The 24,946-nt window shown below is 46.4% G+C and carries 21 protein-coding genes and 1 pseudogene; 14 read left to right on the plus strand and 8 right to left on the minus strand.

Translation table 11 applies throughout. The features are described 5' to 3' along the window. Positions 1–42 precede the first annotated feature (42 nt). From mreC to BKE30_RS08020, 5 genes and pseudogenes are all read left to right on the plus strand, one after another. Positions 43–489 (plus strand): annotated as a pseudogene (gene mreC, locus BKE30_RS08000) (rod shape-determining protein MreC); the annotation flags it as partial. A 28-nt stretch (positions 490–517) separates the two neighbouring features. Beyond that, positions 518–1,012 carry a rod shape-determining protein MreD gene (gene mreD, locus BKE30_RS08005; protein WP_076878110.1) on the plus strand — a complete coding sequence of 165 codons (495 nt, stop codon included), beginning with the start codon at positions 518–520 and terminating at the stop codon, positions 1,010–1,012. Positions 1,013–1,123: 111 nt separating this feature from the next. Next, complete coding sequence (locus BKE30_RS08010; RefSeq protein WP_076878087.1) at positions 1,124–1,690, plus strand: Maf family protein; 567 nt, start codon at positions 1,124–1,126, stop codon at positions 1,688–1,690. A gap of 20 nt (positions 1,691–1,710) precedes the next feature. Then, a complete protein-coding gene (gene rng / locus BKE30_RS08015) occupies positions 1,711–3,165 on the plus strand; it encodes a ribonuclease G (protein WP_076878088.1) in 1,455 nt (484 codons plus the stop codon). 227 nt (positions 3,166–3,392) lie between these two features. Beyond that, on the plus strand, positions 3,393–3,572 hold the full coding sequence (locus BKE30_RS08020; RefSeq protein ID WP_076878089.1) for a PA1571 family protein: 180 nt from the start codon (positions 3,393–3,395) through the stop codon (positions 3,570–3,572). A gap of 137 nt (positions 3,573–3,709) precedes the next feature. Here BKE30_RS08020 and BKE30_RS08025 read toward each other — a convergent pair whose 3' ends face one another. Continuing rightward, positions 3,710–5,089 (minus strand): WS/DGAT/MGAT family O-acyltransferase, encoded by a 1,380-nt coding sequence (locus tag BKE30_RS08025; RefSeq protein WP_076878090.1) that lies wholly within the window; start codon positions 5,087–5,089, stop codon positions 3,710–3,712. A gap of 365 nt (positions 5,090–5,454) precedes the next feature. Further along, entirely contained in the window at positions 5,455–6,189 is a 735-nt protein-coding gene (locus BKE30_RS08030; RefSeq protein ID WP_076878091.1) for a phosphoadenylyl-sulfate reductase, read from the minus strand. A gap of 273 nt (positions 6,190–6,462) precedes the next feature. Between BKE30_RS08030 and thrH the strand changes: the two genes are divergently transcribed. Then, the gene (gene thrH / locus BKE30_RS08035) at positions 6,463–7,080 is read left to right on the plus strand and encodes a bifunctional phosphoserine phosphatase/homoserine phosphotransferase ThrH (RefSeq protein WP_076878092.1); all 618 of its coding nucleotides are present in this window, start codon (positions 6,463–6,465) and stop codon (positions 7,078–7,080) included. 122 nt (positions 7,081–7,202) lie between these two features. Here thrH and BKE30_RS08040 read toward each other — a convergent pair whose 3' ends face one another. Further along, positions 7,203–8,729, minus strand: coding sequence for a long-chain fatty acid transporter (locus BKE30_RS08040; protein WP_076878093.1), 1,527 nt, complete (start codon positions 8,727–8,729; stop codon positions 7,203–7,205). A gap of 455 nt (positions 8,730–9,184) precedes the next feature. On the opposite strand from BKE30_RS08040, the gene BKE30_RS08045 reads away from it, so the two are divergent. Next, positions 9,185–11,215 carry an NADPH-dependent 2,4-dienoyl-CoA reductase gene (locus BKE30_RS08045; RefSeq protein ID WP_076878094.1) on the plus strand — a complete coding sequence of 677 codons (2,031 nt, stop codon included), beginning with the start codon at positions 9,185–9,187 and terminating at the stop codon, positions 11,213–11,215. 95 nt (positions 11,216–11,310) lie between these two features. Here the strand turns inward: BKE30_RS08045 and htpX are convergent, their stop codons facing one another. Next, complete coding sequence (gene htpX, locus BKE30_RS08050) at positions 11,311–12,207, minus strand: protease HtpX (protein ID WP_076878095.1); 897 nt, start codon at positions 12,205–12,207, stop codon at positions 11,311–11,313. 203 nt (positions 12,208–12,410) lie between these two features. Further along, complete coding sequence (locus BKE30_RS08055; protein ID WP_143253687.1) at positions 12,411–13,196, minus strand: lytic transglycosylase domain-containing protein; 786 nt, start codon at positions 13,194–13,196, stop codon at positions 12,411–12,413. Between the two features lie 597 nt (positions 13,197–13,793). Between BKE30_RS08055 and ttcA the strand changes: the two genes are divergently transcribed. Both ttcA and BKE30_RS08065 read left to right on the plus strand, forming a co-directional pair. Then, on the plus strand, positions 13,794–14,696 hold the full coding sequence (gene ttcA, locus BKE30_RS08060; protein WP_076878097.1) for a tRNA 2-thiocytidine(32) synthetase TtcA: 903 nt from the start codon (positions 13,794–13,796) through the stop codon (positions 14,694–14,696). A 219-nt stretch (positions 14,697–14,915) separates the two neighbouring features. Next, complete coding sequence (locus BKE30_RS08065; RefSeq protein ID WP_076878098.1) at positions 14,916–15,302, plus strand: SCP2 sterol-binding domain-containing protein; 387 nt, start codon at positions 14,916–14,918, stop codon at positions 15,300–15,302. A 258-nt stretch (positions 15,303–15,560) separates the two neighbouring features. Here the strand turns inward: BKE30_RS08065 and BKE30_RS16195 are convergent, their stop codons facing one another. Next, a complete protein-coding gene (locus BKE30_RS16195; RefSeq protein ID WP_198938058.1) occupies positions 15,561–15,698 on the minus strand; it encodes a hypothetical protein in 138 nt (45 codons plus the stop codon). A gap of 42 nt (positions 15,699–15,740) precedes the next feature. Beyond that, a complete protein-coding gene (locus BKE30_RS08070) occupies positions 15,741–16,688 on the minus strand; it encodes a hypothetical protein (protein ID WP_076878111.1) in 948 nt (315 codons plus the stop codon). A 401-nt stretch (positions 16,689–17,089) separates the two neighbouring features. Between BKE30_RS08070 and BKE30_RS08075 the strand changes: the two genes are divergently transcribed. The 5 genes from BKE30_RS08075 to BKE30_RS08095 all read left to right on the plus strand — a co-directional run bounded on the left by BKE30_RS08075 (position 17,090) and on the right by BKE30_RS08095 (position 24,430). Beyond that, positions 17,090–18,106, plus strand: a complete 1,017-nt coding sequence (locus BKE30_RS08075) for a diacylglycerol/lipid kinase family protein (protein ID WP_083698499.1) — start codon at positions 17,090–17,092, stop codon at positions 18,104–18,106. Next, positions 18,087–18,875 (plus strand): metallophosphoesterase family protein, encoded by a 789-nt coding sequence (locus tag BKE30_RS08080; RefSeq protein ID WP_076878099.1) that lies wholly within the window; start codon positions 18,087–18,089, stop codon positions 18,873–18,875. Before BKE30_RS08075 ends, BKE30_RS08080 begins: the two co-directional genes overlap by 20 nt. Before the next feature lie 164 nt (positions 18,876–19,039). Then, positions 19,040–19,333: a co-chaperone GroES gene (locus BKE30_RS08085; protein ID WP_076878100.1), complete on the plus strand. Its 294-nt coding sequence runs from the start codon at positions 19,040–19,042 to the stop codon at positions 19,331–19,333. A 70-nt stretch (positions 19,334–19,403) separates the two neighbouring features. Then, positions 19,404–21,038 carry a chaperonin GroEL gene (gene groL, locus BKE30_RS08090; RefSeq protein ID WP_076878101.1) on the plus strand — a complete coding sequence of 545 codons (1,635 nt, stop codon included), beginning with the start codon at positions 19,404–19,406 and terminating at the stop codon, positions 21,036–21,038. Between the two features lie 284 nt (positions 21,039–21,322). Next, on the plus strand, positions 21,323–24,430 hold the full coding sequence (locus BKE30_RS08095; RefSeq protein WP_076878102.1) for an efflux RND transporter permease subunit: 3,108 nt from the start codon (positions 21,323–21,325) through the stop codon (positions 24,428–24,430). A 74-nt stretch (positions 24,431–24,504) separates the two neighbouring features. Here BKE30_RS08095 and BKE30_RS08100 read toward each other — a convergent pair whose 3' ends face one another. Further along, positions 24,505–24,795: a hypothetical protein gene (locus BKE30_RS08100; protein WP_076878103.1), complete on the minus strand. Its 291-nt coding sequence runs from the start codon at positions 24,793–24,795 to the stop codon at positions 24,505–24,507. Between the last annotated feature and the right edge of the window lie 151 nt (positions 24,796–24,946).

Consider the following 24,946-nt stretch of genomic DNA (forward strand, 5'->3'; position numbering starts at 1 on the left):
TTATTCCAAGAACATGGTGTTGCACTTCAAATGCTAATCTAAGTTATTAATAAGGGCCGCCTTGAACAGGTTAAAACTGGTCAGACCATTCTGGATGATAAAGGCATTATGGGGCAGGTGATTGACGTCTATAAACATAGTGCCCGGGTGATGCTGTTATCGGACAAGGAACATGCTATTTCGGTACGGATTGAGCGTACCGGCATGCGCGGCATTGTGGCTGGTACGGGTGACAGTGGCCGGCTGGCCATGCAATATGTGCCTAACACGGCGGATATTAAAGTGGGTGACCGGCTGATCAGTTCCGGCCTTGGTGAGCAGTTCCCGGCGGGTTATCCAGTGGGTATCGTAACTGCCATTGCCCGGCATGGGTCCGGCGAGTTTGCCAGTATTGATGTGAAGCCACTGGCGCAACTGGAAGGCGGCCATCATGTGGTGGTGCTGTTTTCAGAGCCTTTGGCCATGGAGCAACCCTATGCCACTTCTTGAGTTTGGCCGCAGGCTGGGTGGTCGTGCGATGGGTCATAAATCACTGGGTGGTGGCAGTCAGTCGCCTGATCCGCTGATGGCAATTATTGTCAGTATTGTGATTGGTTCGGTGCTGGTAGTTTATCCCATTCCTTATGATCTGGCTGGCTGGCGTCCGTTGTTTTTCCTGTTGATTATGCTGTTCTGGGTGCTGTGTCAGCCGGCATGGTGTGGCATCTGGTTTGCCTTTAGCTTGGGCGTGGCTACCGATTTCATGATGGATGCGATACTGGGCCAGTATGCCCTTAGTTTTGTCATTATTGCATTTTTGGCACGCTACTTTACCCGTAACCAGCGTATTTTAACCTTTGGTAATTTATGGATTATTGCAGCCGTTGCAGTGTTTCTGCATTTACTGATTCAACTGTTTTTCCAGAAAATGGCCAATATCCAGTTTCCCATTATCAGGCACTGGCGGCCACTGTGGAGCAGTATTGCAATCTGGCCTCTCATTTATCTGGCATTACGACGCTGGAGAGCCTAGCGGTTCAACAACGTGCTTGTCATGGTTTTGGCCATCATTTTGGTTAGAGTCATCAGTGATTTAATATCGTTTGGAAATACTCCAACTTTTCTTTTTTTTCAGGAACTAGGCATGATTGTTCTGGCTTCAGGGTCACCACGGCGCAAAGAGCTATTGCAACAGGTTGGTGTGGAATTTGAGGTGCAGGTGTTTGACATTGACGAAAGTCCGCACCTGCATGAAGCACCTGCGGATTATGTAGTGCGCCTTGCCATTCAAAAGGCTCAAGCTGCTATTCCTCACCTGCCAACCGATAGCATTGTGATTGCCGCTGATACCACAGTTACCATTGATGGAAAGATTCTGGGCAAACCGCAGGATCAGGCCGATGCGTTTGCCATGTGGCAACGCTTATCCGGCCGTGACCATTTTGTCATGACTGGCGTGGCCGTGGCCCGTAACCAAACCGTATTGCATCGCCGGGTGACTACCGAAGTGCATTTTGCACGCTTAAGTCTGGCCGATATGCAGGCGTACTGGCAAACCGGTGAACCTGTAGGCAAGGCTGGTGGTTATGCCATTCAGGGACTGGGCGCTGCGTTCATTCCAAAAATCCATGGCAGCTATAGCAATGTGGTAGGATTACCCTTGTTTGAAACACTCGATTTGCTGAAAGAAATTCAATCTATAAACCATTAAACCTGTTTTTGGAAATTTCCATGTCTGAAGAGCTCTTGATAAATATAACGCCAATGGAATGCCGTGTTGCGTTAATTGAAAATGGCGTGGTGCAAGAGCTGTTTGTTGAGCGGACTGCCCGGCGCGGTCTGGTCGGAAATATCTATAACGGGAAGGTGGTGCGGGTTCTACCGGGTATGCAGGCTGCCTTTGTGGAAATTGGCCTGTCACGTACTGCATTTTTGCACATTAATGATATGGTCTGGCCTCGTCATCAGCCCATCCCCAATGTCATGGAAATCCTGCATGCCGGCCAGCAAATTACCGTACAGGTGATGAAAGACATGCTGGGCAGCAAGGGTGCACGCCTGTCTACCGACTTGTCAATTCCCTCGCGTTATCTGGTACTCATGCCGTATGGCCATCACACCGGCATTAGCCAGCGCATTGAACAGGAAGAAGAGCGCGAACGTCTTAAGTCCCTCATTGAGGAAATCCAGCCCCAGCACAAGCTGCCGGGCAGTGTGATTGTCCGTACGGCGGCTGAAGGGGTGGCACGCGAAGATATTGAGCAGGATATGCGCTATCTGGCACGCCTGTGGGAATATATCCAGAAACGCCAGAAGCAGACTCCGGCACCCGGCCTGATTTTTGAGGAATTGCCGCTACCACAACGCATTATCCGTGATCTGGCCAATGGGCAGACAGCCAAGATTTATGTGGATTCCCGCGAAGTGCATGCCAAGCTCACCGAGTTCGTTGATGAGTTTGTACCCGGACTGCAAGACCGTCTGCATCATTATCCGGGCGAGCGTCCATTGTTTGACCTGTACAATGTTGAAGATGACCTGCAAAAAGCCTTGCAAACCCGTGTGGCACTTAAGTCTGGCGGCTATCTGATGATTGACCAGACCGAAGCAATGACCACTATTGATGTCAACACTGGCTCATTTGTGGGTGGCCGCTCGCTGGAAGATACGGTATTCAAGACCAATCTGGAAGCCACACATGCCATCACCCGCCAGTTACGTCTGCGCAATCTGGGTGGCATTATCATTATCGACTTCATTGATATGCAGGAACTGGCGCACCGTGAAGAAGTGATGAAGTCACTGGAAAAAATGCTAGAGCGTGATCACGCCAAAACCAAGATTACCCAGGTATCTGAACTGGGTCTGGTGGAAATGACCCGCAAGCGCACCCGTGAATCACTGGAGCATTTACTGTGTGAGTCCTGCCCAACCTGTCAGGGGCGTGGCTATGTTAAAACTGCTGAAACCGTATGTTATGAAATCTTCCGTGAGGTGCTGCGCCTTGCGCGTGCCTATCAGGCCCCTAATGGCTATACCGTGGTCGCCAGTCCTGCCATTATTGACCGCTTGCTATCGACAGAAGCCACTGCGGTTGCTGATCTGGAGCACTTTATAGACCGGGTGATCAAGTTTCAGGTGGAGAGCCTGTATACGCAGGAACAATACGATATTGTATTAAGCTAATAGGGCTGGGCCGTCTGCAATCGGGCGGCGTGTGAAAGTTTAATAGTTTTATGTCTAATCAAAACTGCCAGATACAACAACTATTTTCTCTGCTAAAGTCCTTTTTTAACCCTAAATGATATAAGTCCTTACATAATTGCATGGGTTTTATTTAACCTCGTCACACTTCAGTTTTATACTGATTTTAGAGCCAACGACATGGGCATGTCTGGTAGCGAGGTGTGAGTATGAATGCAAAAAGCAAGGTGTTTGAAACATTAAGCAGTACCAAGCTTGCCACTTGTGATGTGGCAGGTTATGTGATTAATGAGCAGGGTGAAACGTGTAAAATTACAGAGGCCATGATCAAACTGGCGTGTAACGAACTTAAAGCGCGCTGCCATTTGCCGTCAAAGGCCAAAGCCTGATAGTCATGTTATGCTAAACCTGAACAGGTCAGGCAAGGCTTTAGTTCAGTGTAATCTAGAAAAAAGAGATAAAAAAAGGTGACTTTAATTGTAGATAAAGTCACCTTTTTAGTTACAGCATTAAAACTAATTATTGTCTAGGAGTTAATGCTGGCTGGCTGTTCCATGAAGCGGGTCAGGTGCTCAAAAGTCTGGATTTCTTCTTCCAGCAGCGCCAGCAGGCTTTGTACCCGTGGCAGGGTACGACGGCAGGCCGTAATGCCCACTTCAAGCTTGTCCATATAACTGGTCAGGGTAATGTTAAGCGCCTGACCATCCATCAGCACAGATGCAGGGTACAAGGCATCCAGTTGCGCACCATTCCAGTACAATGGCTCACGTGGCCCCGGCACATTGGAAATTACTAGATTAAAGGCCTGATGCCGTGGCAATGCACCCGAAATCAGGTTAAGGCCAGCCATGGAATACACCAGACCGCTATAACCCAGAATTTCGCTGGGCTTCATACGGCCAAAACGATTTTTGGCATTTAAAACACTGCGCTTGATAATTTCCAGGCGTTCCAGCGGATCACCTTTATGCGTGCCTAGGTTAGCCAGAATCATGGAAATCTGGTTGCCGCTATGGCTATCGTCGGTGCGCAGTGAAATGGGCACCATGGCAATCAGTGGCTTTTTAGGCAGGGCGCGCTGGGCAATCAGGTAAGAGCGCAAGGCACCCGAGCAGACGGCCAGCACCACATCATTAATGGTAACACCCAGTTTTTTGGCCACATTACGAAAGCGCGCCAGATCATACGACTGGGCAGCAAAGCGGCGTGAGGCACTGATCGGCTGGTTAATAATGCACTGCGGTGCCTGAAAGGTAGACACATAATCCGGGTTTTTGCCCATTTCCTGAAACACGGTATTCATCAGTTCACGGCTAAGATTAGGCACTGTCTGGATTTGTTCAGTCAATACCCGTACCAGCTTGGCTGTCTTGCTGAGCGGATTGGCTTTAGGCCGCTTGAGTTTATTGTTTTTAACAGCCCATGGCGGAACAATACTGTTTTCGGTTGGGGAGTGCGATAGTGATTTTTCCAGCAGGCGCATCCCAGCCACACCATCTACCATGGCGTGGTGCATCTTGAAAAACATGGCAAAGCGGTTGCCTTCAATCCCTTCAATAATATGACATTCCCACAGTGGCTTGGCACGGTCAATCAGCGCACTGTGTTCCTGCGAGACATAAATCAGCAACTCACGGATACGGCCGGGACGGGGTAGCGAGATATGACGGAAATGCTGGTCAAGGTCAAATTCTTCATCTTCACCCCAGAAAATACCATTCAAGACCTGATTAAAGGGTGCTACTGGCACTGCCCGTGAATTACGGATGTCTTCAACCAGTTGGTGCACAAAATCAGCCGGTGCATTTTCAGGAAGTTTGAACAGGAACAATCCACCAACATGCATAGGCTGCTGACGTTTTTCCAGTGATAAGAAAATAAAGTCGATGGGACTGAGCGGACGCATGTTAAACCTCTCCAAAAACATAGCTTATTATTAAATTCAACATATAGGGATATCACACGATGCTAAAAGCGAACATCTGAATAATGTAAGACAATTTTAGTATTGTAGCATGATATAAGGGTTAAGCATGAGCCATGCCAAGAAAAGTAGATGACTAGTAAAGATATTGTTTTTCAAGAATCTATCTGTTAGAAATTTTTTTATATATCTTGTGTTGATGCAGTTCTGCTTAAGTCTGATTAAAATTGTCAGACAATAAAATTTAGTTTTTTGTGATACAAACTACAAAAATCAGGCAAAAATAAATGCCCTGTACCACTAAGGCGCAGGGCATTTATTAGGCAGCCATTCAGGTTGCTTAGACCTTAGGACTGAATATTACCGGCATGCAGGCCACATTCTTTCTTGGTGTCTTCCTCCCACCACCAGCGACCCTCACGCTCATGCTGGTTTGGCAGAATAGGCTTGGTACAGGGTTCGCAGCCAATTGAAACGAAGCCTTTTTCATGCAATGAATTATAGGGAATTTCCATCATGCGGATGTAATTCCAGACATCGCTGCTGCTCCAGTTGGCCAGCGGATTATACTTAATCAGCTCACGGCCAGGGCCTGCCATACCGGGATCAGCCTGAACCACGGGAATGGCGGTGCGAGTACCGGGGCTTTGATCCTTGCGCTGACCTGTAATCCAGCCATCCAGACCTGCCAGTTTTTTACGTAACGGTTGCACCTTACGAATCCCACAGCATTCCTTATGGTCATCGACATAAAAGCTAAATAGCCCTTTTTCATTAACCATCGCCTGTACTGCCTCAGGCTCAGGAAAGCAGATTTCAATTTTAATGCCATAATGTTTACGCACGGTTTCGATAAACTGGTACGTTTCACGGTGCAGGCGGCCTGTATCCAGACTAAAGACCCGAAATGGCTTGCCAATACGCGAGGCCATATCAATCAGTACCACGTCTTCAGCACCGCTAAAAGAAATGGCAACCTCGCCGGGCTGGTTTAAAGCCAGCTCAAGAATTTCGCGTGGCGAGCGATCAGCATACACCTGCGCCAAGGCTTCAGTTTCGTCAATGGTGGGAATAACAGTCATGAGAACTCCTGGCAAAATGGCTGGGCAAAACCGGCTGGGATAAAAAACAGGAGCTGTAAAACAGAGACTGTTTTGGCAAAGCGGTTCAGTAACAAGCACTAAATTATAAAGTAAAGTGCCCAATTTTTTTAGTAGCCACAGCCTTTGTATGAAAATAAACCCAGCCAAACAAAAGCACTGGCGCATTAGGACTCGACCAAACACAAAAACCCATGTACAGTTGCGGCGCACAAAACTGGCTATGTTAAATATTTTTTGAGATTTGGAGTCATCATGGAACTGGTTTGTTTGGATTTGGAAGGGGTTTTAGTACCTGAAATCTGGATTAATTTTGCCAAAAAAACGGGCATTAAAGCGCTAGAAGCCACCACTCGTGATATTCCAGACTATGATGTACTGATGACCCAGCGCTTAAATATTCTGCGTGAGCATAATCTGGGTTTGCCAGACATTCAGGAAGTCATTGCTGACATGGGTCCGCTGCCGGGTGCCAAGGAATTTGTAGAATGGGTACGTACCCATTTTCAGCTGATTATTTTATCGGATACATTCTATGAGTTTGCTCATCCGCTGATGCAGCAACTAGGATGGCCTACCATTTTCTGCCATAAGCTGGAAGTGGATGACAAGGGCATGATTACCCATTACAAACTGCGTCAGCCTGACCAGAAGCGCGAAGCAGTGAAGTCGCTCCATCAACTGAATTTCCGTGTAATTGCTGCTGGTGATTCCTACAATGACACCACCATGCTGGGTGAAGCCGACCATGGTTTCCTGTTTGATGCGCCAGCCAATGTAATTGCGGAGTTCCCACAGTTTCAGGCTATCCACGGCTATGATGCATTGAAAGAAGCGATCCGTGGTGTTTCACAACGTAATATTCCGGCTTAACACCTATTAGCCATTGGTTCTGATTGATTCAAGCCAAAACGAAAACTAAAAAACCGGGACATAAAAAAGGGCGAATCAATCGCCCTTTTTTATTTACCTTAATTTTTCACCAACTGGAAAAATTAGAAGCGATAGCCCAGTTTCAGGCCATAAGCAATTGCAGTGTTGTCGCTAAAATCAGCCACGTATGCATTGGTACCAGCCTGTGCACCAGTTTGAGCCTTGGCATCACCCAGCCAGAAATACTTCACACCACCAGCCACAAAGTAGTTTGGCGCTGGGCTGAACTGGATACCGACACCAGCATTCCAGTAACCTTCGGTTGGGCCTAAAGTGGATACTGGATTACCAGCACCGGAGTCCCAGCCAACAGATACGTTACCAGCCCATTTGTCGGTTACTTTACGGCCAACACCCACGTTAGCAGACCACTGGTCTTCAGAGTATTCAACCAGGTTAAAACCATTAGGCTGATTGACTAGTGGGCCAACTGCATTGGAAAGCATACCAAATTTATAAGGCTGGATTGAAAAGTTAGTCCAGTCTACCCAGCGCACATTGGCGAATGCAACGGTATTAGCCATAACGCCAGTCTGGAAATCCAAGTTTACGGACTGTGGTGTAGTAATTGAAGTTGTACCCTGTGCAGCTGCGATAGTTGCAGGGTTTTGACCCAATAATGCCAGCGCGCCTAAAGTCGGAATAGTCTCTTTAACATTCGCATCATAATCAATTTCAGAGCGATAAGTCACAGATGCTTTTAAAGCAATCTCAGGAATCTGATAAGCCATCCCAGCTAACCAGCCCCATGCGGTTTCTTCTGAAATCTTGGCATCATAACCATTATATAAGCTATAAGCCTGACCACGCAGCTTCACATCACCCTTAATGGTTTGATAAACAGGACCCGCATAGAAGTTAAGGTTTTCATTTGGCTGGAAACCAAACAGGAAGCTTAAATTCTGGGTTTCTACTTCAACCTGCGTACCGCCGCCTGTACCACCCACTGTGCTATTTACAGCAGCAAGACCAGCATCTACTCGTTGAGTAACAACAGCTTGAACACCAGCTCTAACACCAGTATCAATTTGGTTTCGAGTATCGCCTACATTATTATTATAAGCAGCTAGTGTGCCTGCAAATCTTGCTTGGCCGGCCGGAGTAGTTAAGTCGACACCTTGACTCTGTAGGGCAGCACCAACTCGTTGCTCAGCAGTAAGGGCATTAAAGGCATTATTGGTATTTGTAGTAATCTGGCTTTGACGAATACCAGCTAGTTGTTGTGCACCCAGAATGGTATCAGTGGAATCAGATACAAAAGCATTGTTGCCTGAGTAGCTTGCATCCGCGCCAAATGGCTGGTCATACAAAATACCAAATGAGAAGTTCTTGGTTGGTTGTACTTTAATCGCTACCTGAGGAAAGGCATAGTCATCTGCCATGTCCCCGATGTTTCTTTGGGTTGTTGTTGTTCCAGCTTCCTGACCTGACACATCCGGATCAAGAACAGAAAAACCAGCCTCAAAATAGTTGTCGGGTTGCAAAAATGCAGCAACTGATTGACCCGAACGGTCTAATGCAGCTGCAAACACACTTGAAACAGGGACAATCGTAAGCGCTATAGCGGCGGCGAGGGACTTCATTTTCATTTGTCGTCTTTCCATGATGAATAAATCGGTAAAAATGCACATTGAGAAAATATAGAAACATTTTCAAAGCGAAGTGTATAATAATTGTGGCAGAACAACTACCAGACTTCAGTCATAAAAATGAATTGAGAATTAAGAGAATAACTGATAGATCAATTATTGATAGCTTCTAGCATTGAAAAAACAGTAAACATGGTTTACTCGTTTTAATTGAATGTAACATAATTTTACGATGTAAATGAGGTCCATTAATTTTTTTTAACGATGAATATAAAGCACGCTTGATGAAAGACGGGTCAAATTTACACAACAGTAATGACCATTCGGTCACTGACAAGGGTTCTATGCTTTATTAAACTAATAAATATTATTGTTTTGCGTATTGTTTACCTGTTTTTCGCGCTTGCTCATAGCTAAGCGCTCCTGCTTTTTTCTATTGCATGAGAGATTGCCTGATGAAGCCATATTCGCATTTGCTAGAACCGCTAGACCTCGGGTTTACCCAGCTTAAAAATCGTGTGGTTATGGGCTCAATGCACATTGGTCTGGAAGACCGTTTCTATAATTATCCCAAGCTGGCTGCCTACTTTGCTGAACGTGCAAAAGGTGGCGTGGGGCTGATGATTACAGGCGGAATTTCACCCAACCGTCAGGGCTGGTTATTACCAGCAGGCGGAACCATGAACACACTGGCTGATGCAATCAATCACCGTCTGGTAACCCATGCAGTGCATCGGCACGGCGGTAAAATCCTGATGCAGATTTTGCATTCAGGACGTTATGGCTATCAGCCGTTTGTGGTGTCGTCCAGCCCTATCAAGTCACCTATTTCAATGTTCAAGCCACGTGCCCTGTCTGATAAGGAAATCTGGTCTACCATTAGTGATTTTGGCCGCTGTGCCAAACTTGCCAAATATGCCGGTTACGATGGTATTGAAATCATGGGTTCTGAAGGCTACTTGTTGAACCAGTTTTTAAGCACGCATGTCAACCAGCGGACCGATCGCTGGGGTGGCCCCATTGAAAACCGTATGCGTATTGCGGTAGAAATTGTAAAGGCCATCCGCAAGTCAGCAGGTGAAAAATTTATTATTTCATTTCGCCTGTCAATGCTGGATCTGGTTCATAACGGCAATACCATGGCAGAGGTCATTACGATTGCCAAGGCCCTGGAACAGGCTGGCATTACGTTGCTCAATACAGGGATTGGCTGGCATGAAGCCCGGATTCCTACCATCGTAACCTCTGTCCCTCGCGCTGCTTTTGCCGATATTACTGCTGAAGTCAAGAAGCACGTTTCTGTACCAGTCATTGCGTCCAACCGTATTAATATGCCGCAAACTGCCGAAGCTATTTTGGCAGAGTGCAAAGCCGACCTGATTCAAATGGCACGGCCGCTGCTGGCTGACCCGGAATGGGTCAACAAGGTAGCAACCAACCGGATTGATGAAATTAACACCTGCATTGCCTGTAATCAGGCTTGTCTGGATCATGCTTTTGAAAACAAGCGCGGCACCTGTCTAGTGAACCCACGTGCGGGCTATGAAACGGAACTGGTTTATGTCAAAACCCGGAAACCACGCCGGATTGCGGTAGTGGGTGGCGGGGTGGCTGGCATGACAGCGGCGACTGTTGCCGCCGGGCGTGGCCATCAGGTGACTTTATTTGAAGCCAATACTGATGTGGGGGGACAGTTTAATCTGGCCAAGGTTATTCCGGGCAAGGAAGAGTTTCATGAAACCATCCGCTACTATAAAACCATGCTTAAGAAAAATGGCGTGGAAGTGCGTTTGGGCACCCGCATTAACCGCGAGCAACTGGAACGTGAAGGCTATGATGATGTAATCATTGCTACCGGCATTGCGCCCCGGGCCTTAAAACTGGCTGGCGCAGAATTGCCTAATGTGCTGACTTATCCGGAGGTACTACGAGGCGCACCGGTGGGACAGCGAGTGGCAGTGATTGGCGCAGGCGGCATTGGTTTTGATGTGAGTGAATACCTGCTGCACAATCCGGCCATTCCACAGCCGCAACCGCTAGCGGACTGGCAGCGTGAGTGGGGCCTTGATCCCCAGCCCAACTATGATTCCGAAGGCGGCATGGTACGCCCGCAAGTTCATGCGCCCTATCGCCAGATTTATCTGTTACAACGTAAAACCACACCGGTTGGTGCAGGGCTTGGTAAAACATCAGGCTGGGTGCACCGTGCGCAGCTCAAAAAACATGGGGTACGCATGCTACGCAGTGTGACTTATGATGCCATTACCCCTGAAGGCTTATGGATTACCGTGGATGGCCAGTCGCAATTGCTGCGTGTGGATACCATTGTAGTGTGTGCAGGACAGGAATCAGTGCGTGAGCTGATGCCAGCAGCGGGTGAGCAACTGGGCGCGCGTTACCATCTCATTGGTGGTGCATCGCTGGCTGCCGAGCTGGATGCCAAGCGTGCAATTCGGGAAGGCGCAGAGCTTGCCGCCCGGCTGTAAGCTGTTTATTGGTGTTGCATAAAAAAAGCCCTGAAACATTCAGGGCTTTTTTTATTCATACTGATTAATGACGGCATGTTAAGCAAGTCAGGGCCTTAACGCAGATTAAGCTGCTGAAGCGCGGCTACCCGTTGTTCAATGGTCGGGTGAGTCTGGAACAGGGCAGCAATACTAAAACCTTGCTGCTGACCAGAACTAATGGCAAAAGCTTTCATTTCCTGTGGCATCTGGTCGGGCAGTTCATGCTCGGCACGCAGGCGTAACAGGGCAGAAATCATGGCATCTTTACCAGCAAGACGGGCTCCAGCTTCATCGGCACGGAATTCACGAACCCGCGAAAACCACATTACAATGGCTGAGGCCAGAATACCCAGTAGAATATCCATCACAATGCTGGTAATAAAATACCCCATGCCCGGACTGTCGCTTTCATTTTTGAAAATGGCACGATCCACAAAATTACCAATGATCCGGGCAAAGAACATCACAAAGGTGTTTACTACCCCCTGAATCAATGACAACGTAACCATATCACCGTTGGCAACATGGCCAATTTCATGCGCCAGTACTGCACGCAGCTCGTCTTTGTTCATGCGCTCCAGCAAGCCGGTTGATACCGATACCAGCGCGTCATTTTTATTCCAGCCCGTGGCAAATGCATTGGATTGATAACTTGGAAAAATCCCCACTTCTGGCATTTTAATGCCTGCACGGCCAGACAACTCAGCCACGGTATTCACCAGCCACTGTTCTGCCGGATTTTGTGGCGTCTCAATCAGCTGGGTGCCTGTGGTCTTTTTGGCAATATACTTGGACATAAACAGCGAGATCATTGACCCCACCATACCAAACACAAAACAGATTACCAACAGGTTGGTATAGTTCAGGCCATCAGAACCATGAGTTGAGCCAACGCCCAGTACAGACAGGATAATACCAACAACTACCAGTACCGCGAGGTTGGTCAGCAAAAACAAACCAATCCGCATCATGTACGTATTCCTCTTAAAATAATAGGTAAAAAAATGATCTCATCAGGCGAATTGCCTTAATCATTGTTTAGATAAAGTAGAGCTTTATAGGACTTTTTCAATAGACAGAAGGGACGTAAGCACAAAATGAGCAGAATTTTTATAATAAATTAAGATGGGTTTAAGTCTGTATTTAAAGGTGGCTTAAACCCGTAACAATACTATTAATAGCTTTGAATATTAGAGGCAGTATAAACCCCATCCACAGCATAAATTTTTACTGGAACACGTGAAATCACATTGGAGCTGCTGCCCGATGAGCTAACCTGTGCAACCTGCTGCGCGTGTGCCAGCGTATTGTGTTCGCTAACTGCATTTGAGGCAGACATCGCTGGCGTGCTGACATTCCCGGCATACAGATTTTTATAGCGGCTCATCACACGGCGTACATAATCCTGGGTTTCCCGGAAAGGCGGAATACCACGGTACTTGTCTACGTTGCCTTCACCTGCATTATAAGCTGCCAGTGCCAGTTCGGTATTATAGTTAAAACGTTTGAGCAGGAAGCTTAAGTATTTGGCAGCACCCAGCACATTTTGTGCTGGATCATAGGCATTACTGACAGAAAAACGGCGTGCAGTCGCTGGCATCAGTTGCATCAGGCCCTGGGCACCAACAGGTGAGCGTGCATTAGGATTAAAGCCTGACTCGGTATGCATCACCGCCTTGATCAGCCCGGAATCCAGTTTGTGCGTATTGGCTGCATGCGCAATGATGCCATCATACAGGTTCTTATTTTTGCTATAACTGGGCAATACCGCAGACTCGCTGCCGCCCCAGTTGCGATAGCTATGCACATTGGTATCAGGATAATAGGTAACCTTAACCTTGGTATTGTATTCACCAAAACTTTTATCATCACGTACATTGGTCAGCAGGGTATCGCCATTTTTGTTTTTATAGACATACAAGTTGCCAGCCTGCGCAGATACAGTGGTTAAAACTGCCATGCTGCTGATCAGGGACAACAGTAAAGATCTGTTAGAGTGAAAAAACGCAGTTAAAGTCGGCTGAACTTGCATTGTAAGTTTTACCCACATCCTTGAGATTTTGGGGGAGTGTAGCAAAAATATTTCTGTAGGTAACCCTTTTTGCGATTGTAGTTACAATGTAATAGTCTATTTTTTAGACGACATTGAAATAATTGCAGAATTAATGAACATTTAGGAAAAAAGCTGATTTTAAATTAAAAAAAAATAACTTGAAATAAATAACTTATTGATAAATATTAATAAAATTAATTGGTTAAAAAATATACAAATTGTGTCAAACCCTTACAGAATCGTTGCAGGGCGATGTCAAGTTTTCAGTTATCCCCATTGTTATCCACAGCTTCTGTGGAAAACTCAAGTGATGAAGGAATGCACAATTATGGGGAATGTTTTGTGTTTAATAGTTGACAAAGCTGCACCGTTTTGTGACTGTAAAGTGAATATGAAGAATTTTTGAAGCCAAAAAGCCAGATTTGGCGTTGTAAAGCTTCTAACTTTTTGTCAAATTTCAGGTACAATATCGGCCCAAAACTGCTTAAACCACGTGCTAAAAACATGTTTTTACCTGTTGCCGATTCTGCAAATTCCCGTCTGATTCCTGAGGTTCCAACCTCAACTGCCTATCATCGCCTGTTGAAAAAAATAAGGCGTCAGGTGGGGCATGCCATTCGGGATTACAACATGCTGGAAGAAGGCGACAAGGTCATGGTGTGCATTTCCGGGGGCAAGGATAGCTATACACTGCTGGACATTTTGCTGCAATTTCAACAAATTGCACCAATAAATTTCGAAGTGGTGGCCGTAAACCTTGATCAGAAACAGCCGGGATTTCCTGAAGACATACTGCCCAATTATTTAAGCGAACGTAATATTCCGCATTATATTCTGGAAAAAGATACGTATAGTATTGTAAAGCGCCTAACACCTGAAGGAAAAACCTTCTGTGCTGTTTGCTCGCGCCTGCGTCGTGGGTCACTGTACGGTTTTGCTCAGGAAATTGGGGCAACCAAGGTGGCATTGGGCCATCACCGCGATGACATCATGGCTACTTTCTTTTTGAACCTGTTTCATGGAGGCAGCCTTAAAGCCATGCCGCCCAAGCTACTGTCTACTGATAAAAAGAATATCCTAATTCGCCCGCTGGCTTATGTGGCCGAAAAAGACATTATCAAATATGCCCAAATGCGCCAGTTTCCCATTATCCCGTGTAACTTATGCGGCTCGCAGGAAAACCTGCAACGTGCCATGATTAACGACATGCTGCGTGAGTGGGACAAACAATATCCCAAGCGGCTGGCTAGTATTTTTGGAGCGTTGCAAAATGTATCGCCTTCACAACTGGCAGACCGTGAGCTGTTTGACTTTGAAAGTTTAAAGGCAGAAGTCACCGAACCCACTGCCGAAGCGCTGGAAAGCTTTAAGCAGCGTCTGGATGTGGTTAACTTAAGCTTAAGCTGATTCTACACTGGGCCAGAAACTGGCTAAAAGCTGCTGTTTAAGTGAGCATGCCAACTTTTGACACATTTTTTAGCGTGAAGATACAACTTTTGCCATATTCAGTTGAATAAGAGTCTGCTATAAAGCGGAACAAGCATTGCATTTTGAATGGCTTAGCTTATTTTTTTGCTGCCAAGTAATGTTAAATACTGTTTACAATGAATGAATAGAGGATCTAGCATGCCTGCATTTTTAAGTAATGAATGGTTTGATACCGTAGACAAACTGACTGCTGAAGCAGGTGACCTGAATCTGCCTCCTGCACTGGCTGGACTGGCACTGAACCTGACTGTTACCGAACCCGGTAAGGACAATGTTGATTTGTCTTTGGATGGTGGCAAGATCCAGAAAGGCTTATCTTCAAACGCAAAAACCACGCTGACCATGGACGAAGAAACCCTGCGTAAAGTGTTTCTGGAATTTGACATGGCTGCGGCGATGCAAGCCTTTATGACTGGTAAAATCAAGGTACAGGGTGATATGAGCCAGTTAATGGCACTGCAAACTGCACGCCCAAGCCAGGAACAAAAAGACCTGTTCCAGCGCGTGCTGGCCATGACCGAGTAATTTTGGTGCATGTTGGTAAAAGCCTGCAATAAGCAGGCTTTTTCTTTGGCGTAAATGAAATTAATAACAGCGGTTAATAATTAAAGTTCGTTTGTGATAATAAGAATATTATTAAAATAACTATTTCTGAAAACAGGCAATAAAAGAGCTTATTCAAAAAACTTGGTTAGGCTAAGGCAGTGCGGGACGATATAATCGGACTGCCAGCAATAAACCACGACGGTTAAGACGAAAAGCTGAAAACCCATGGTTTTAAAATCAGGTGAACAAATACTGCATAAAAAATGCGGCCAGAATCATACCAATGATAAAAAACAGGCAAGAGGTTTTATCAAGGGCAAGTCGATCAATAGATTGAACCAGTTGTTGCTGAGCGGATTCACGTATAATTTTCATTACCAGCACTCATGTACTATTTAACACATATTCAAATAAGAATTATCCGTCATTATTAGTAGCATAAATAGTAGCCTGAATCCATATGTTTCCACGAATATAATTACCAACCTGAAAACTGTTTGGCATTTTATCCCGATTTAAATAAGCAAGTCGTATTATTACTGGCTTGCTATCCTGTTCGCGGATTATCGCAACATCAATTAAATCTACAGTCTTATCCATAAATACGGTCTGGGATAGCCCAATTATCTCACCCTGAAACCATGCTTCATCTTCCTGACCTAAATGATCACCATATAAATAAGCCACCATTTTGGATAAATCCAGGGTAACAGGTGCTTCATCATCTGAAGAAGCAGGCTGCCATGCTGCAATTTGGGCCTGAAGGTCTTCAGGAGCTACACCATTGTTTTTTGCCAGAATATCATTTAGTGCACGATGATGTTTAATAGCAGCCGGATCATCAACCACCAGTGTTTCACCTGCATTGACTTTTTCAAGATTATAGGCAAAACCGCCCAGATTAATCTGATAAACCTGATCCTGTTTATATTGGTGCTGATTCACACTAAACAGGTTGTCAAAGGCATATATAGTAGCGCCATCAGTAGTGGTAATATTCAATACGGCCTGCATAATATTGCGGCAGCACATAATGCGACTGATTTTGCCCTGTACGCTATACGGACTATTTATAATAGGGAAGGCAGACATTAACCGTACCGGCTGTTGTGCTGCGTCAATTTCAATAATCTGGGTAATCTGAAGTGGCTGCTCCGGCCCATTAATCAGCCATGTTTCTGCTGGCAGGGTTTGGCTGTCACGATTTAAACCATAGGGCATGTGGGCATTATTTAATGCCTGCTGCAACCATTTTGGTACCTCGTGATCAGGTTGCTCGGATAATAATTGCCAGTGGGCAGCATGACCGCCCATGCAGTCTTGCTCAATATTTATTAATTCAGGCGCTTGGTGTTGTTGGGTCATTGCGTGTTCAGTCATATGCAGGCTTGCTGTTTAAATTGGTTTAATTGATTGTCTGTCAATAATAATTGGGAAGGCAGGGGGTTTTTCAAGCCTGTTCGTGTAAAACATCCTGTAAAAACAGCATAAAACGATTAAAACTAAACAAGCTTGCATAATGGGAGTGGGGTTTTCTGGCATGCTGCATCAATACAAACACAACAAATTAAAATAAATCATGACTGGTGCTTAAGGCGAAAGCTGTTTTTAATCAGCTAGGTAAGCAACTGAAAATATTGACTGTTATTCGGGTAGCAGGGTTACCCAAAATTATTGTTTAAAAAATATGAGTGTCACTTGTTTGAAAAGCAGCGTATCCGGTGTATTTAGGCGTAATTTAACTTAACCATTATTTGATGTAATCCATGTCCAGTATCTCAATGTCTCCTTTAGTTTCTGTATCTGATTCAACTGGGTCAGCCTCGCTCGGCAGTCCGGAACGCCAGCCTATACAGGGTGGTGGCCGTCTGATTTCCATGGTCATGAATACCGGTTCAGGCCATCATGCCTATGGTCACGAACAACTGGCCCGGCAACTGACGGATTATTTTAGCGAGCAAGGCTTTGAGGTGGATTTATATTTACTGACAGAAGCGAATCAGCTTAGTGAAGTGGTACGGCAGGCCCGTGCCAAGCATGAACGGGAGGGCGGTGTGATTGTGGCGGCTGGTGGTGATGGCACGCTAAATACCGTGGCGCAGGAACTCAAGCATAGTCATATCCGCATGGGTATTATTCCACTAGGAACCTTTAATTATGTGGCGCGCGCACTGGGTATTCCACTCGAACCATTTGCAGCCGCAGAAGTGATTGTAAAAGGTACTGCGCAGCCTGTGCATCTGGGCACAGTCAATGACTATATTTATTTAAACAATGCCAGCATTGGCCTGTATCCCAAGATCATTGAACAACGTGAACTGTACAATGCCCGTTTTGGCCGTTTTCGGGTAGTGGCCATGGTGTCCGGTTTTGTGGTGTTAATGCGCGAGCAGCAAAAGCTGAAACTTAAAATGACTATTGATGGTGAGCAAACGCCCATTGAAACCCCGCTGGTATTTTTTGGCAATAACCAGCTTCAATTGCAGGATTTAAAGCTTAAGCTTGCCCAGTGTGTGGAGCAGGGCAAGCTGGCTGCGGTTGCTATTACGGCCTTAAGCCGATGGCAAATGATCAAGCTGATTCACCGCCTGCAAGTCGGCCTGTTTGAGCAGGCCCCGGAAGTGACCAGCTTTTGTGCCGAACAAATTAAAATTGAATCACGGGTTAAACACATGAAAGTCGCTATTGACGGCGAAATTGTACGAATTCCCACTCCACTGATTTTTAAGGTGGCGCACAATGCGCTGCAAGTGATGGTGCCGCATGCTTCTACATCTGTCTGATCCGCATTTTGGCACCGAGCAGGCGCGGCCAGTCAGGGCACTAAAACAGCTTTGTGACGAGCTTAAACCCGAGCTGGTGGTGGTAAGTGGCGATTTAACCCAGCGCGCACGCCATAGCCAGTTTATTGATGCCAAGCGCTTTCTGGAAAGTTTGGGTTGTCCTTATCTGGTAATTCCGGGTAACCATGATATTCCACTGTTTCATTTGCCCCGTCGCTTCTGGCGTCCGTTTCATCGTTTTCAGCAGTGCTTTGGCAGCCTGGAGCCGCAAATAGAAACCGAGCATTTTTTTGTGATCGGGGTCAATACTATCAAGTCACATCATCATACCAAGGGCAGTATTTCGCTGAGGCAGATTGAGCATGTGGCTCAGCAGTTACAGGCTGCGCCAGCGCACAAGCATAAAATTGTGGTCAGCCATCAGCCATTTATTGTTAGTCCGCATGATGACGAGGCAGCCAAGGACATTCCACGGTTAATGCTGCCGGCGTTAAAGCGCTGGTCAGCCTGTGGCCTGCATGCTTTGCTGCATGGGCATTTACATCATTCGGCAGTTTATGACCTAAACCAGTATTTCCTGCTGGGTCGGCCACATCCGGTACTGGACATTCATGCCGGTACGGCACTTTCACATCGCCTGCGGCATAGCCTGCCAAATTCCGTTAATATAGTGCAGGATGATTTAACCATACAGCGTTATGACTATGAGGATACACAAGGACGCTTTATTGATAAAAAAATCCTGTGGCAGGCAACTTCTGCTCACTAAAAGGATAAAAAACATACAAATATACAAAATTTTTTCATGTTTGCCCTTGAAGCCAATTTTTACATCCCTATAGATGCATCAACCAATTTAATTTCAGCAGGTCACTGCTGATCTCGTCCAATGTTTTGGCACAAAAAAAGTGTTTATCAAGGAGAATCTGCATCATGAGTATCAATATTCGTCCGTTACACGACCGTGTGGTTATTCGCCGTGTCGAAGAAGAAACCAAAACCGCTGGTGGTATTTTGCTGCCAGGTTCTGCTGCTGAAAAGCCCTCTCAAGGTGAAGTGCTGGCAGTAGGTAATGGACAAATTACTGATAACGGTGTGCGCGCCCTCGATATCAAAGTGGGCGACAAGGTACTGTTTGGCCAGTATGCCGGCTCAACCGTAAAAGTAGACGGTGAAGAGCTGTTGATCATGAAAGAGTCTGACATTTTTGCAGTAATTGAAGGCTAATGACAGGCGCATAAAGCCTTGTTGTTGGTTCATTTTATCTGCTTGAAAACATATAAATTAGGAGTTATTCATGTCTGCTAAAGAAGTAAAGTTTGGTGAATCCGCCCGTAGCAAAATGATTGCTGGTGTGAACATTCTGGCTGATGCCGTGAAAGTCACTTTAGGCCCTAAAGGTCGTAACGTGGTGATTGACCGTTCTTTCGGTTCACCGCACATCACTAAAGATGGTGTGACCGTTGCCAAAGAAATTACCCTGAAAGACAAATTTGAAAACATGGGTGCGCAACTGGTTCGCGAAGTGGCCAGCAAGACTGCCGATATTGCCGGTGATGGTACAACCACAGCTACCGTACTGGCCCAGTCCATTTTAAATGAAGGCATCAAGTCAGTTGCTGCCGGCATGAACCCAATGGATTTGAAGCGCGGTATTGATAAAGCCACCCGTGCTGCGGTAGAAGAAATCCGTAACATTGCAACGCCAGCCTCTGATACCAAAGCCATTGCGCAAGTGGGTGCGATTTCTGCCAACTCCGACCAGACCATTGGTGACCTGATTGCACAGGCCATGGAAAAAGTGGGTAAAGAAGGCGTGATCACTGTTGAAGAAGGCTCAGGCTTTGAAGACACGCTGGACGTGGTTGAAGGCATGCAGTTTGACCGTGGCTACGTGAGCCCGTACTTTGCCAACAAGGCAGATACCCTGACTGCCGAGCTGGATAATCCGTTCATCCTGCTGGTAGACAAGAAAATCAGCAACATCCGTGAACTGATTCCTACCCTGGAAGCTGTTGCCAAGTCTGGCAAACCACTGCTGCTGATTGCTGAAGACGTTGAAGGTGAAGCACTGGCAACACTGGTTGTGAACAACATGCGTGGTATTATCAAGGTATGTGCAGTAAAAGCACCGGGCTTTGGTGACCGTCGTAAAGCCATGTTGCAGGATATTGCGATTCTGACTGGTGCAACTGTGATTTCTGAAGAAGTTGGCCTGAATCTGGAAGGCGCTACTCTGCAAGATCTGGGTACTGCGCGTAAAGTGACAGTTGGCAAAGAAAACACCGTGATTGTTGATGGCGCTGGCCAGAAGGACGAAATTGATGCGCGTGTTTCTACCATTCGCAAGCAAATCGAAGAAGCAACTTCTGATTATGACCGTGAAAAATTGCAAGAGCGCGTGGCCAAGCTGGCTGGCGGTGTTGCGGTAATCAAGGTAGGTGCTGCGACCGAAGTTGAAATGAAAGAAAAGAAAGACCGTGTGGATGATGCCCTGCATGCTACCCGTGCTGCGGTAGAAGAAGGTGTGGTTGCTGGTGGTGGTGTTGCACTGGTGCGTGTGATTCGCGCGCTTGAAGGCCTGACTGGTGCCAATGATGACCAGACTGCCGGTATCAACATTCTGCGTCGCGCCATGGAAGCACCTCTGCGCCAGATCGTGACCAACGCTGGTGAAGAAGCTTCTGTGGTGGTCAATGCAGTTAAAAATGGCACTGGCAACTACGGCTATAATGCTGCGAGTGGCGAATACGGTGACATGATTGAGCTGGGTATTCTGGATCCTGCCAAGGTGACCCGTTCTGCACTAGAACATGCAGCGTCTGTTGCTGGCCTGATGCTGACCACTGAAGCCATGATTACTGACATTCCGGAAGACAAGCCAGCTGCACCTGATATGGGTGGCATGGGTGGTATGGGCGGCATGATGTAACTGGTTATATACAGTTAGCCGTTTAACCTGCGGTTTTAGTTGTGTGAAAAACCCCGCTTTACTACTAAAGCGGGGTTTTTTTATTACGTGTTTAATCAATCAAAGAAATGTGGGCTAAAAAAATAACAGGAAAATTAAGAGGTGGATAACTGAGGTAATGGGTATAAACCGCAGGTTTTATTGTGCATAAAATGTAGATAGTTAATTTATTCTTCATAGTGTTGCGATAAGCTTGCTGGGCATCTTCTTCCAGATCAAATTTTTTAAGGGAAGTAACAGACTCGATGTCCCGTTTTTTTATTGATCGGCCAATTTTTGCCTGGGTACTGGCAATTGTCGTTATGGCGCTTGGTGCGCTGTCCATTTTAAAGCTTCCCATTGAACGTTATCCTGATATTGCTCCGCCGACCGTTAGGATTTCAGCCAACTACAGTGGTGCATCGGCTAAAACGGTAGAAGACAGTGTTACACAGGTACTTGAGCAGCAAATTCGCGGCATTGATAACCTGCTGTATTTTTCATCGACCAGTAGTGCATCAGGACAAGTACGCATTAGCCTGACTTTTGCACAGGGCACAGATCCGGATACGGCACAGGTACAGGTGCAAAATAGCATCAGTGGTAGCTTGAACCGTTTGCCGCAAGTGGTACAGCAGCAAGGCGTAACAGTGTCCAAATCGCAGGGCGATAGCCTGATGGTGATTGGAATCTATGACACTGGTCGAAAAATGAGCACGGTTGAGATTTCTGATTACCTGATTAACCATGTTGAACCAGTGCTAAGCCGCATTAATGGGGTAGGCGAAACCAATGTTTTTGGCTCGCAATATGCCATGCGCATCTGGTTAGACCCGCAAAAGCTGAATAGCTATAGCCTGATGCCATCAGATATTCAGAATGCCATTGAAGCACAAAATACCCAAGTCACCGCGGGTGAAATCGGGGCGCAACCTGCACCGCCAGACCAGTATCTAAATGTTAATGTCACGGCGCTGTCCCGCCTGCAAACGCCAGAGCAGTTTGGCAATATTGTACTGAAAGCCCAGCCCGGTGGGGCAGTAGTGTATTTAAAGGATGTGGCACGGGTAGAACTGGGTGCAGAAAATTATTCGGTAGCTACAGGCTTAAATGGTTATCCATCATCTGGAATGTCAATTAATCTGGCAACTGGTGCCAATGCCCTAGAGGTGGCTGAAAGCATCCGCAGCGAAATGCAGCAGCTGGAAACACAATTGCCGGCTGGCCTAAAAGTTGCCTACCCACGTGATAGCACCCCGTTTGTAACTGCATCTATTAAGGGTGTGGTCAAAACGCTGATCGAAGCCATTATATTGGTGGTGGTTGTCATGTTTGTGTTTTTGCAAAACTGGCGCGCTACCATCATTCCAGCCATTGCGGTTCCTGTGGTGCTGCTGGGTACATTTGGTATTTTGGCGGTGTTGGGACTCAGCATTAATACCCTGACGCTATTTGCTATGGTACTGGCTATTGGCTTGTTGGTGGATGATGCGATTGTTGTAGTAGAAAACGTCGAGCGGGTGATGCATGAACAACAGCTGGATGCACGGCAAGCCACCATTGAATCCATGCAGGAAATTACGGGCGCCTTGATTGGCATTACGCTGGTCCTGTCAGCCGTATTTTTACCGATGGCTTTTTTTGGAGGTTCGATTGGTGTTATTTACCAGCAGTTTTCTATCACCATTGTGTCGGCCATGGTACTGTCGGTACTGGTAGCGCTAACCTTAACCCCTGCATTGTGTGCGACCCTGCTTAAAGCAAACCATCAAAAGGACCCGCATCAACGTGGCTTTTTTGGCTGGTTTAACCGGAGCTTTGAACGGGTGCAACAGGGCTATAAAAATACGGTTGCACGTTTAATTCAATGGCCCAAGCTGTTTATGGCCGGATTTGTAGTGATTTCTGCATTGGTGGTACTGGCATATACCAGCTTGCCTACCAGCTTTTTACCTGATGAAGATCAGGGTTCGCTTAATGTGCAATTTACCTTAAAGGAAGGTGCCCCTTTACGTGAAACCGAAAAAATTGGCAAACAGGTGTCAGATTACTTTCTTACACAGGAAAAAAGTAATCTGAATACCGTCATGATTGTACTGGGCCGTAATTTTTCCGGGAATGGGCAAAATGTCGGGCAGGCCTATGTGTCGCTAAAGCACTGGGATGCGCGCAAGGGTGAGGAAAACTCTGCCGATGCCATTATTGAACGTGCCAACAAATACTTTAAAAAAGTGCCGGATGTACGGATAAATGTCAATGCGCCGTCCATAGTGCGCGGGCTGGGCCAGTCTAATGGTTTTGAATTCTGGCTACAGGATACCAATAATGCCGGTCGCGACGCCCTGATTGCTGCACAGGAGCGTATTGTTAATAAAGCCGGTGAAAACCCTAACCTGCGAAACGTGCGCATGAGCGGGCTTGAAGACAAAACCCAGTTGCACCTGAACATTGATCAGAGCAAGGCAGCCGTAATGGGCTTAAATCAGTCGGATATCAACTCAACCCTGAATGCAGCGTGGGGCGGGGTGTATGTGAATGATTTTATTGATCGCGGACGGATAAAACGGGTGTACCTGCAAGGCGATATGGACTCACGTTCCAAGCCAGAGGATTTAGCCAAGTGGTATGTGCGCGGTGCCGATGGCACTATGGCGTCGTTTGCCAGCTTTGCCACCTCAGAATGGATCCGCAATCCGCAACTGCTCCAGCGCTTTAATGGAATTTCATCCATGCAAATTAATGGCAACGTGGCTGAAGGCTACAGTTCAGGCGAAGCCATGAACAACATGCAGCAACTAGTAAATGCTGAACAGGGCTTTGGGCTGGCATGGAGTGGTTTGTCTTATCAGGAACAACAAACTACCCAGCAAGGCATCTGGCTGTATATTGCTTCTATTGCCTTTATCTTCCTCTGTCTGGCAGCACTGTATGAAAGCTGGACCATTCCAACAGCAGTGATGCTGGTGATTCCACTTGGCGTACTGGGTGCCGTACTATTTACCAAACTAGCCGGGTTTAGCAATGATATTTACTTTCAGGTGGCGATTCTGGCAACCATTGGCCTGTCTACCAAAAATGCTATCCTGATTGTAGAATTTGCCGCCGCCGCACAGGATAAAGGCAGTAATATTCTGGAGGCTGCACTGGAAGGTGCGCGCCTGCGGTTGCGACCTATTATCATGACTTCCCTGGCCTTTGTTGCTGGTGTAATTCCACTGGTATTTTCTACCGGTGCAGGCGCCGTTAGCCGTCAGGAAATTGGTGTCAGTATTGTGGGTGGGGTGATATTTGGCACCATACTGGCGGTGTTTTATGTACCACTGTTTTTTGTACTGGTGAGAAAGCTATTTACTGGAAAAGCCGCAAGAGCTTAAAAAGATTGCTTAATGAAGCCAGTAAAATGAAGAGGGACGGTTAACCAAGAAGAGGTGCATTAAATATTTTTTGCTTAACCGGCCTGATCCAGCTCGCAGAACCACAGGTAATCACTGTCATTGCTGTCTTCTGCATTGCAATGGTTATCTTCATCATTTAAAAACACGCCATGATCCTGTGCTTGCGTAACGCGTGGGAACCAGTACACCTGTCCTTGCGGATTAAAGGTAGTGTCAGCATTAGGATAGGGAGCCAAGCCCATTTCTGCTGTAATTGCAGGGTTGTTATCCAGTGTGACCACCAGCAGCTCGGCGTTTGGGTCACAATTAGGATTAATATTACGGATAATCAAAGCAACTGACATGATCATTCTCACAAACTGTATAACAGATGATCATTTTAGTTGATTTTGACTAAAAAAAAAGCTTTGTGCGCCGTAACTTGTCGCCACCAATCTGTTTAGAAATAATTAATGAAGCGTGGATTCTTATTACTAATGATTATTTGTTTAGGTT

Origin of the sequence: Alkanindiges hydrocarboniclasticus, assembly GCF_001982605.1 — a bacterium.
GTDB lineage: Bacteria > Pseudomonadota > Gammaproteobacteria > Pseudomonadales > Moraxellaceae > Alkanindiges > Alkanindiges hydrocarboniclasticus.